General features: G+C 66.7%; 7 protein-coding genes and 1 pseudogene. 5 read left to right on the top strand and 3 right to left on the bottom strand.

Going from position 1 to position 11,068, the window contains the following annotated elements:
- Positions 1 to 238 precede the first annotated feature (238 nt).
- Positions 239 to 970 carry a hypothetical protein gene (locus tag OTB19_RS14510; protein ID WP_267798571.1) on the bottom strand — a complete coding sequence of 244 codons (732 nt, stop codon included), beginning with the start codon at positions 968 to 970 and terminating at the stop codon, positions 239 to 241.
- A 1,074-nt stretch (positions 971 to 2,044) separates the two neighbouring features.
- Here OTB19_RS14510 and OTB19_RS43630 point away from each other — a divergent pair.
- Positions 2,045 to 2,254 (top strand): annotated as a pseudogene (locus OTB19_RS43630) (helix-turn-helix domain-containing protein); the annotation flags it as partial.
- Positions 2,255 to 2,893: 639 nt separating this feature from the next.
- Entirely contained in the window at positions 2,894 to 4,594 is a 1,701-nt protein-coding gene (locus tag OTB19_RS14505; RefSeq protein ID WP_267798570.1) for a hypothetical protein, read from the top strand.
- Positions 4,595 to 4,732: 138 nt separating this feature from the next.
- Here the strand turns inward: OTB19_RS14505 and OTB19_RS14500 are convergent, their stop codons facing one another.
- Complete coding sequence (locus tag OTB19_RS14500; protein WP_267798569.1) at positions 4,733 to 5,452, bottom strand: DUF5677 domain-containing protein; 720 nt, start codon at positions 5,450 to 5,452, stop codon at positions 4,733 to 4,735.
- Positions 5,453 to 5,567: 115 nt separating this feature from the next.
- Here OTB19_RS14500 and OTB19_RS14495 point away from each other — a divergent pair, with 115 nt between their 5' ends.
- Positions 5,568 to 6,968 carry a helix-turn-helix domain-containing protein gene (locus OTB19_RS14495; protein WP_267798568.1) on the top strand — a complete coding sequence of 467 codons (1,401 nt, stop codon included), beginning with the start codon at positions 5,568 to 5,570 and terminating at the stop codon, positions 6,966 to 6,968.
- A gap of 864 nt (positions 6,969 to 7,832) precedes the next feature.
- A complete protein-coding gene (locus OTB19_RS14490; protein WP_267798567.1) occupies positions 7,833 to 8,837 on the top strand; it encodes a hypothetical protein in 1,005 nt (334 codons plus the stop codon).
- Positions 8,838 to 9,598: 761 nt separating this feature from the next.
- Here OTB19_RS14490 and OTB19_RS14485 read toward each other — a convergent pair.
- Complete coding sequence (locus OTB19_RS14485; protein ID WP_267798566.1) at positions 9,599 to 10,564, bottom strand: pirin family protein; 966 nt, start codon at positions 10,562 to 10,564, stop codon at positions 9,599 to 9,601.
- 106 nt (positions 10,565 to 10,670) lie between these two features.
- On the opposite strand from OTB19_RS14485, the gene OTB19_RS14480 reads away from it, so the two are divergent.
- Positions 10,671 to 11,021, top strand: coding sequence for a tetratricopeptide repeat protein (locus OTB19_RS14480; RefSeq protein ID WP_267798565.1), 351 nt, complete (start codon positions 10,671 to 10,673; stop codon positions 11,019 to 11,021).
- The last annotated feature ends 47 nt before the right edge of the window (positions 11,022 to 11,068 follow it).

Here is an 11,068-nt window from a genome sequence, read left to right as displayed (position 1 = left end):
CGCCAAGATGGACGACTACATGATCAAACGGAACGAGACCGCCCGCCCCTTCAAGTGGACCTACGCCGCCAGCCCCCTCCAGGAAGCCTGAACCCCCCTCCACGAACTTTCGCGGAGCAGCACTAGCGGAGGGGGAACCGGGCCTGTCCAGCTGGCGACGCGTGTGGGAAGGTGGCCACCCCGCGCTCAGGGTGGCCCAAAGCCGCTCGGTGGATCTCCCCAGGCGGCGTGCGGCTCGTTACGCCTCGCGTTGCGGGGCGGGCAGTCCGGTCGTGCTGCCGTCGGCGAAGGGTCGCTCGATGCCGAGGAGCCGGTCGCAGTGGACTCGGGCATCGGCAATGCGGTCCTCTCCAGGCAGATAGACGACGAGGTCGACATGGCTGGCGTAGCGATTCCGGGAGACGGCAACCACGTGGTGGCCTTCGCCGCAGCCCGAGATCGTGTACCGGTCGCCCGGCTCCAGCAGCCACGCCCGCTCTTCGAAGGCGCCGTGCACATCGACCGCCCATGCGGCGGTCTGCACGCGCATTTCGGGCAGGGTGTACATCTGGCGGAAGGTCTCCTCCTCGGCCCACAGGCGCAGGCAGGCAGGGCACTCGTGTGCCCCGGGGTTCGGAACGGTGGGCTGCCGTTCACCGCAGTAGGTCTGGCCGGTGGCGCTGTTGCGGCGGTGACCGAAGGTGAGGGGACCGGCGCCGGGTGGAGTCCACAGCAGGCTGTCGTCGCTGTGACACGACTCGCCCGCGGGGAGGATGAGTTCTCCCGCGCGCCCCCGCAGCGCCTCCAGCGTCTTGGTTAGGTGGGCGCAGTTGGCGCAGGCCCGCTTGCCGGTGGCGCGGCGGAGGTCGAGAGGCTTGCCGCAGTAGCCGAGCAGGTGGCCGGGGATCGGGCGGTGGGCGGCTGCGCTCCTTCCCGCACCGGCTGCGGGCCGGGCTTCGAGCTCGCCAGCGTGGGGCGGGGTCGTCAGCACCAGGAGAGCCCGAGTACAGCTCTGGCAGGTGTGGTGAGCTGTACGCTCGCCGATCGGCTCGAGTTCGGGTGAGTGCGTGGCGCACGCCGTCAGGGGCTCGTCGTTTTCGAGCAGCACGCCGTAGTGAGCGACGCCGCGCGCAGGACGCCCTGGACATGCTCGCCGCATTGGCCGGAGTCCCCGAGCACTGGGGCGAGCAGATCGTGTTGAACAACTTCAGGCCCGACACCTCCCCCTCCGTACCGACCTACCGCCAACACGCAGCCGACTAGATCTATTTCCGGTATGCAGCAGGATGCCCGGGAGCCCAGCCACGACCGTCGCCGTACGTAGTCGGACCCAAGTCCGTGACCCCGGGCCGGGTTGGAGCCTCGCCAAGTACGACGGGCGCGAAAAAGCCGCCTTCCACACCAGGACTTCACCCTGGTACGGAAGGCGGCTTTTTCATGCTGACGCCACATCAGAAAGGACGCCGGGCGTGCGTCAAACGTGCGTCACGAGCGTCAAATCTGCGTCAAGATATCGCCCGTAACGCCCACAGCGCACATAACGCACACTGCCCTAACCTGCAGGTCAGAGGCCCTTTCCAACGGGCTCAAGGATCGCGACACACTCGACATGATGGGTCATCGACACCAAGTCGAGGCGAGCCCTCACGGCGACACGTTCACGCCATTTGGTACCGGGCGCGACCACAGCAGCCGACCTGCACTCGACGCCACACAAGGGCTCAGCGCGCCAGGGCGTCAGCTGCGGCTGCAAGAGAAGCCCCCGTGGCCACAGTCGCGGCAAAGGCCGTTGCCGCGCGAGTGAGTGCAGCTGGGTAGGTAGCCCCGTCTCGACGGGCTAGGTAGCCGGCGCCCGCTGCGGCCACAAGAGCCCACACGAGCAGCGTCAGCACGGCGAACAAGATCAGGGCTAGGCGATTCGACATAGCGAGAACTTCCCCTCAGGAGCTGTGGAGCCGCGTATTCGCGCTGGCCTCGAATCTGTCGGCTTCGGTGTCCGCCTGGGTTCGCGGTGAACGATGATGAACACGGCCGAACAGTCTGATGGACACATGAGGGTGATCAGTTGAGCCGGGGGTCTCTGGAAGGGCGTTCTGCGTCACTGAGTGAGCTTCAGCGCTGCCTGGAGGAGGGTCGCGCGAAGGCTGGTCTCGATCAGAGCCAGGTCGCCAAACGGGCGGGCTTGGGGCGAACAACCGTCAACGGCGCCCTGCGTGCGGATCGCGTGCCTTCTGCTGACACCGTGGCGGCCATCGCAAAGGTCCTCCGGCTCGAGGTGGACATGATGCTGCGCTTGCGTCAGGAAGCTGCCACCGAATCCGTTGCTGAAGGGGAGATGGACGAGGGCCCGGGCGGTGTGGGACGGCCAGTAGGCGAGTGGGACCCGTACGACCTGGAGGTGCATCCTGCCGGGAGTCTGGCCGCCACCTCTGCACAGCGGACAGACGACGCAGGCATGTCGCCCTCTCCGGCTCCGAGCGTTGACCTGCCCGGATATGTGCGACGTGGGCATGACACGACGCTAGCTGGTGTGGTGGAGGCGGCTGCCAGTGGACGGAGCGGGCTGCTGGTCTTGGTTGGCCCATCGTCGACAGGTAAGACGAGGGCATGCTGGGAGGCCGTCCAAATCTTGTCGGACCGCGGCTGGCGACTGTGGCACCCCTTCGACCCGAGCCGGGCGAAAGCGGCTCTGGCCGGCCTTCAACAGGTGGGACCCCGCACGGTGGTGTGGCTTAACGAGGCTCAGCACTACCTTGGCGATACACACGATGGCGAAACTCTTGCTGCCGCCCTCCGCGCACTGCTGACTGACCGGGATCGCGGGCCCGTCCTTGTCTTGGGCACGCTCTGGCCTGAGTACGAACGCGAATACAGCGCCCTTCCCCAGCCAGGCAGGCCAGACTCTTACGGCCAGGTGCGCGAGCTCCTCGCTGGGCGCACGGCGTCCGTTCCTGACACGTTCGACCAAGCCGCACTCGAAGCTGCACGGCTCATCGCCGACGGCGGCGACACTCTCCTTGCTGCCGCCTTGCAACGTGCTCCGGACGGACGAGTGGCTCAAGATCTTGCAGGAGCACCCGAACTGCTGCGCCGTTACCGCAACGCCAGCGCACCGGCACGATGCCTTCTCCATGCGGCCATGGATGCCCGGCGCCTCGGTGTCGGCCTTCACCTACCAATCGAGTTCCTCGCCGACGCCGCCGCTGACTACTTCAGCGATCACGAGTACGACCTCCTCGCGAATGACTGGGTTGAGCGGGCCTTGGACGAGCTCACCAAACCTGTGCATGGCCACCTCGCTCCTCTCCGCCGGTCCAGCCCACGTCGCACAAGCCGTGCCCCACGGACGGCCAGCAGCCATACAGTCACACCCGCTCAAGCCGCCCGATATCGACTAGCGGACTATCTAGAAGAGCACGGCCGCAAGCGCCGTTCGCTGTACCCACCCGCCAGCTTTTGGCAGGCCGCACACGACCACATCACCGACATCGACGATCTGGAACGCCTGGGGAGCGCGGCATTCGAACGCCATCGGCTGCAATGGGCCTACTACCTCTACGCACTCGTCCCAGCGCCTCGATCGCTAGCCATGCTCGCGCTCATTCGCCAGATAGTCGGCGACCTTGAGGAATCCGAAAGACTACTGGTCCAAGCCTGCGCTGCTGGTGATCAGCAAGCTCTTCTCTCGCTCGCCCACCTCCGCGAGGAGGACAACGACCAGCAAGGCGCCGAGCACCTCTTTACGCAAGCCGCGACTGCAGGCAACGACCAGGCGCTCAAGGAACTCGCACGGCTCCGACTCGATGCCGGCGACACGGATGGCGCCACGCAGTTCCTCACGCGAGCTGCCGAAAGCGGCGACGTCGGCGCTCTCAAGCAGCTCGCGTGGCTGCGAGAGAAGGCAGGGGATAAGGGTGGAGCTGAACATCTTCTCGCCGGAAAGCCCGCTACGACCCCCTTCCTGCTGATGGAGCTCGCTCGGCTCCGCGCGGAAGGAGGTGACCAGGAGGGCGCCGAACGCCTCCTCGCCGAAGTGGCCGAGGCGGGGAGACCGTACGTGCTGATACAGCTGGCTGGCATCAGGCTGGAGAGTGGAGATCTGGCTGAGTCCGAGCGGCTACTCACTGCGGCTGCCGATGGAGGCCCGCCGGAGGCGACCAGGATGCTCGCCCACTTTCGTAAACACTTCGGCCACCCCGAAGAGGCAATGCAGCTTCTTCTCCAAGCCGCTTATGCGGGCAGCACCCACGCCATGCTGGAACTTCTCGACCACTACCATGAATCAGGTGAGCAGGCCAAGGTTTACGAGCTCCTAGCCGAGTTTTCCGAGTCTAGCGATCCCTTCACGCTGATCGAACTGGCAATATTCTGTCAGGAAGCTCGCGAGCTTACCGCAGCCGATTCGCTTCTGACCCAGGCATGCGTAAGCAACGATGGATACGCCCTGCTGAAGGCCAGCTCGTTGAGGATGGAATGGGGAAACGAGGAGCTCTCCGAACAGCTTTTGCGGCGTGCCGCAGATATAGGCGATTGGGGTGACGAAATACCGGACGAGTTCGCTGCAATGTGGCCGTTCGGCCTCGATGTTGACGGAACCCCGACTCCTCCCTGGTGAAATCGGAGCGTGGCTTACCCCCAATCGTTCTGCAGGGTAGGGGGCTCGTCCGTGCCCGGGAGTCCTACCCGCCCCAACACGCGATACTCTGGTCAACGAATGCCCTAAGCAGCTGGCGTGGCAAACTCCCCGGCGCTCCTATCTGAGCGCAGGCAGGATCGGTGCCAGGTCAAGCTCCCTGGCGACGGCCCGCAGGAACTGCTTTCGCGGCTTGCCGTTCACCATCTCGTCGAAGGCACGGCCGGCCCAGAGCACGCACATGGCTGCGGTCACCGCCACGGTGGAAGCAGGCGTTCTCGGAGTGCTGCGAAGGCTGACCGGTTCGGTGGACGGTTCGATGAAGGCGAATGCGCCAACTGTGCTGGGATGCGCATAGCCGCACAGGTGCCTATAGACAGAGTAGAGCTCCCTCCTGGGGTCGATCTCGTCGCACTGGGCCTGGAACCTGCGGAAGATCTCGCTCTCGTCGGTCTTGCCGAAGGGCTGATTCTTGATCATGTCGATGAGATCCTGGGGTGGGGAGAATGCCGTCTCCAGGTCTACCGCTGAGGCCCGGTTCGCCCTCTCGCCCTCGGCGAAGACCCCCAGTGCTCCGGCATCACCCTTCTGAGACAGCCAGTGGAGACTGATCGTGGTTTCGAACATGGTGCGGAGCAAAATATGCGCCTCGTGGGCGTAGCCGGCATCGGCGAGTTGGAAGGCGGACGCGGCGAGGCGGTGTACTTCCGCGCACCACCCGTGTCCTATGAGCACGGGACGGTATCTCCGTTGCTTCGTCTCGATCGGTCCGGCTGCTTGGTAGTGGGTGATCATCTTCTCGGTCATCTCGCGGTACCGCTGCGGACTGACGTTGCTCACGTGCCGACCCCCTCCGGAGGAGGGCACCCTATCCGGCCGCATAGCCCCGATGGGATGGTCTTCCAGAAACGAGAAGGGCCTGCACAAACAGGCCACGGTGCACTAGCGTCCAGCCATGTCGTTTCGTTCACGGCGCCTGGAGGCGCTTTTCGGCGGCCCGCTCAGTGAGTCGACCTACGAGCAGATCGCCAGCCTGGTCGGTGTGGAAGAAGCAGCTGAGGCCGAGGACCTCGACTACAAGCAACAACTTGCCGCTGCCGATCCCAAAGGCAAGGAAGAACTGGCCAAGGACGTATGCGCCTTCGCAAACCACATCGGTGGTGTCCTAGTGGTCGGTCTCGCGGAGGCTCGGGGAGTTCCCTCGAAGGCAATGGACATCGATCTCTCAGACGCCCACCTGCGCCACTTGGAGCAAGTCGTTGGGAGCAGCACGGCCCCCGCCGTTCGCTACGAGACCTATCAGCTCCACAATCCAGCAGACCATGGCCGCGGCTTCCTCATCATCGCAGTGCCGCGGAGCCCCCAAGGTCCTCATGCCGTCATCACGCCGCCGACGAAGCCGACCGAGAAGGCACTGCGCTACCCCCGCCGTTCCGGAAGTCGGACCAACTGGCTGACTGAGACCGACATCGCCACCGCTTACCACCAACGCTTCACCGCGTCCGCCAGCCGCGCTAGCCGGCTCCAAGACGTCGAGCGAGAGGGGCTCGCAGCGCTGCCGGCCAGCAACCAACCCCAACTCCTCGTCACAGTCACGCCCGAGGTGCCCGGAGACATGACGATTACCCGGGAGACCTACAACCGCTACCAGCGGGACCTGATTGCGGCCTCCCCCTACCTCGGTGACGGCGACTCTTTCTTCTCTCGCGTTCTGGTCGGGTCACGCCGCCTGATCGCTACGAGCGGCCAGCCCGACGGTTACGGCTACCAGCACTGCGAACTGCACCGGGACGGCTCCGGCATATGGGCTTACGGCATCGGTGCCGGCGCCGCCACAGCCGACAACGAGGAGTTCCATTTCGCCAACCTCGACGCAGTCGTCTACGAACTGCTCTCAGCGCTGGCGTTCCTGGGAGCACACGCCCGAGATCGGTCCGGCGCCACCGGCACCGCCCTGGTGAAGGCAGCACTCGTGGAAGCACCTCATACGCACCCCTACGGGCCGCCCCGACCCCAACTCGCACCGCTGCTGCCTTTTCGTATCGACCAGACGGACATCCATGCTTCGCGGCGCTCCCAGTTGAGCATCCGAATGTGCCCGTACGCCGACGCTGAGGCCGTCGCCCTGGTGGACGATCTTGCCGACGCCGGTGTCCCACTCGTCCAGACCGCGGCCCACATCGCAAACGAACTCGTCCAGGCATTCGGCATCGTCGAGGCCGCACCCATCACGCACGACGGAAGCGTCAACGCAGCTGCCTGGACGACGTACTACAAAGCCAGAATCGGATCTTGGGCCGAAGCACGCCAGATTCGATTCATCCCCCAGGAGGGGGAAACGTCTTCCCGCAGCTGAAAGGGTCCGAGCGGCGCGGTACACAACGGCTGCCCTGTTATCAGCCAGCCCGCCGGGTGAAGGCACGCGGTTCGAAGCCCATTGGCGGCAGACGGTGTCCACTGGGGGGCAGTCGGCCACCGTCACGGGGTGCCACGCCAAGGCCCTGCCGGTGCAGCCGGCGGTGCCCGCTGTCCACCCAGCCCCCATGACATCCGACGTCGGCCACGTCCCTCCACGCCCACCATCACCGCAGCCGGCTCCGACTGGGCAGCGCCCTCGACGCCTAGCGCTACCTCGCCGCCCTGCGACAACAGCGCGGACGTCGACACATGCAGGTCAACACCTGCGAGGCTGGCCCCCACCTCCGGGTGGGGGCCAGCGTTCAACGTTTCCACCGACGTCCTGCCCAGTCTCTTCCACGTGGCCTCCCACCACCCTGAACCGTAAAGCCGATGGCCGGTCGGGGGAGGCACCCAGCAGGACTGGACCTCGGCGCCGTCACTCGATCGGCGAAAGCTGCGCCGTGGCGCTCGGGCGTACGACAGGCTGGTGCGGTACGCATTCGGCATCCCGAGGCAGGAGATCACGAGCGTGTCCGCGAGTGTTACAGCACATGACCAGGTACCCCTTCCCACGGCACACGACGTGCCATTGGGCCCTCTGGCGGGAATGGACGTACCGCTGTGGCAGACGGCGAGCGGCTCGGTGCTCCATCTGTCGGCAGAGTGCGGGGCGTTCCGCGTTCCTCCGCAGCGGGCTGCCGTCAGCCTGCGGGTGCCGGATCGTGGAAGCATGGCCGACGTTCCGGAGCCTGGGGGGTGCCGGCGTTGCCCCAACCCGTTCCCCGATTACTACACGCAAGCCCGTCGTCTGATCTCAGGCATGGAAGAACTGGCGACGCTGGCCGGCCGGCTCGCCTCCGGGCATGACCTGGAGGCGTATTGCAACGTCCTCACTTTCGGGATGTTCGGACCGGGAGGGAGCAATGCGGGGGACGTCCACCGCCTCCTTCGGAAGCCGCAGTCGGCACTGGGCGGCGCTCGTGATCGGCTGGCGGAGCGCCATGCCGACGCCTACCGCGGTGGGAATGCCCAAGAAGAGCTGCTCCTGATCGGGGCTGCCGCGCTCCTCGACTCCGACTTCCGGCGCCGTCGGCCCGGGAAGTTCCGGCTGCCCTGGCAGGAGACCTGGGAAGAGATCTGCGAGGAAGCCCTGGACGCACAGGAAGGGAAGGACACCTTCTCGGGCACGGCACGGTATGACTACCAGTCCGGCTTCGACCGGTGGTGCGAGAGGTGGCTCCATGCCCTGATGCATCTCACTCCTGCCGAGCAGAACCGCCACGCCTCTCCGGTAGCGGCACGATGGGCGCGCGCATACGACGCCCTGGAGCGGGCGATCAAGCGCGACCTGCAGGATGAACCGTGGGTGGTCAGGCTGGCCGATCAACTGCACCACGCGGGGCGCGGGCTGGTGACCGGCATCGCTGCTTCCCTGGCCGAGCCGGTGGTGGTGGCCTACGACGGACGCGAGGTAATCGATCTTCCGTGGCCGGCCCAGTACCTCCTCTGGGCCCAATATCCAGGCAGTGCCCGCCAAGCCGGCCCCAGCCGACACCGCCTGACGGCAGTCCCCCGGCTCTTCACTCTCCTCGACAGTCTCTCGCGCCGCTCCCTGCGAGTGATCGGCGACACCGAATGGCACGACTCGCCCGCCGTATACCAAGAAGCCATCGACAACGTCCCCAAGGCCGCGTTCTCGCCCGACGCCCACTGCTGGTGGAACACCCAAGCAGCTGGGCGGCTCCCCCACCTCCTGTCCATGGCACGCGCAGACGCCGCCTCCGCACAACAGCAGGCACAGCGCGCCCAGGCACCTTGGCGGTAGGGCGACCACAGCCTCGGGCCCAGCTGGCGAGTGCAAGACATGGATCACTCCCAGAACTTCCCATCACGCCAGCTTCTCCGCCTGGGGACCACCAGGACCAAGATCCGGACCAGTTCCGGACCAGCCCCCGCCGTGGAGCTGCACCAACTACCTCCCCCTGGACAGCGTGGGTGCAGCTGCGGTACCACCAGCGGACGAAGAACCTGTTGATGAGTCAATCGCCTGAAGGGCGGCCTGGCCCGTTCAACGAATAGGCGCGGCAGCTGGTGGGCCGAGCTGCCGTCAACGGCCACATCTGGACCTCCCCAAACCGCACCCGCGAGCACCCGCTGAACACGTCCCAAGGCATGGAGCCCTGCCGACGCGACCGCGGCGGCTCCAGCACGGCGTCTTGTTGACTGCCTACAACCTCGCAGGCCGACCTCCGCCGCGGGCCAACTGCGGCCTTCGACCCTGAAGGGAGGAGTCGAACCGGCCCTGTCCGGGGCAGCCGAACGGTTCGCGACCGGCACCTCTGCGTGAGGCACCTCTGCCACGAGGACCGTCCGACTCTCCCTCCCGACATCTAACTACTCGTCAGTAGAGTCAGCAAAGTGTCAGCATTCGTTCGACTAGACCTGACCACACCCTGATCCACATGAGACTCGACGCCAAGATCAAAATGCCACTGCCGAGATCATGTCGACTCCCGCCGGGCCCTCAGAAGCGGAACGATGCGAGCCGCCACGTGCAGCCCGCACCCTTGATGACATTAGCGCTGTTCAGCGCGTTCTACCCCTGGGCTTCAAGCGAGTTGGGGGAAGTTTCGGAGCAGGAATCGGAGCGCCGTCGTAGCCCTTCACTTCGCCGAAGCGACTGCCGTTCATCCAGTCCTCGCGGGCCTGTGCGATATCCTCTTGGGACCGTCCGATCCAGTTCCAGAACATGACGATCTCCTCCTCGAACGGCTCGCCACCCAGCAGCATCAAGCCCGCGTCCGAGGTCGCCCGCAGGGGGAGTTCCGTGCGGCCGCAGCCCAGGTAGAGCATCGCGCCTGGCAGGACCGGGACGCCGTCGACGGTGGCCTCTCCCGACATCGACAGGACCGCGTACTCGAAGTCCGGGTCGAGCGGGAGCCGGGTCTCGGTGCCGGCCGCCAGGGCGAGGTCGGCGCCGACGATCGGGCTGTAGGTGCTGCCGGGCGAGGTGGCCCCGTCCAGGGTGCCGAGGATCACGGTCGCGGTCAGGCCGGGGGCGGTGACCTGCGGGAGTTCGGCGTGGTGCTGGAAGTGCGGGGCGACGTCGCGGTGGGCGTCGGGGAGGGCCACCCACAGTTGCGCGCCGTGCAGGAGGCGGGCGTGCGGGCGCGGGCTCTCCTCGGAGTGGCTGATGCCCCGGCCGGAGGTCATCAGGCCGAGCTCGCGCGGGCGGATGGTCTCCAGGCTGCCGACGCTGTCGCGGTGCAGTACCTCGCCCTCGTGGAGCCAGCTCACGGTCTGGAGCCCCGAGTGCGGGTGGGGCGCCACCTGCATGCCGGGCTCGTCCGCGATGTCGTCCGGGCCGTAGTGGTCGACGAAGCACCAGGCGCCCACCATGCGGCGGCCCAGATTGGGCAGCAGGCGGCGGACCTCGGTGGACTCCCCGAGCTTGACGGTGCGCGGGCTGAGGAGCTCGCGCACGGGCTCGGCCACGACGAAACCGCGGCCGCCGCAGGCGGAGAGAGCGGGCTGGCGATCGAGATTGCTCATGGGGCACAACTTAGCCCCGCGCCGCGTCCGGCGTTCCATGGAATGTTCGGTGGGTCCCCCGTGTTGGGGAGACCGGACAGAGCATCGGAACGGCGGAAGGAACGCGATGAACACGCCGGTGGAGTACCTGGAGCACGGGACGCCGGCCGAGCGCTGGGCGCGCGCCGGTCTCTTCTTCGAGGCGAAGGAGTACGCCACCGCCGCCCGCGTCCTGGGCTCGCTGACGGCCGAGGCCCCCGAGCAGCTGGCTGCCCGGCTGCTGCTGGCCCGCGCCTACTACCACTCCGCACAGCTGTCCCGCGCCGAACTGGAGCTGCGCGCCATCCTGGAGCGCTGGCCGGTGGAGGACTACGCGCGGCTGCTCCTCGGGCGGACGCTGGAGCGCCAGGGCAGGGCCGCCGAGGCGGGCCCCCACCTGCGGATCGCCGCCGCGATGGCGGGCGAGTTTCCCGAGTAGCGCGCCGCCCGGCCCCGCCCATGCGGGGCCGGGCGGTCGTCTCGGAT

It is taken from the genome of Streptomyces sp. H27-H5 (assembly GCF_026627505.1).
In the GTDB taxonomy this organism is placed as follows: Bacteria; Actinomycetota; Actinomycetes; order Streptomycetales; family Streptomycetaceae; genus Streptomyces.
This window is presented reverse-complemented; position numbering and strand designations above follow the sequence as displayed.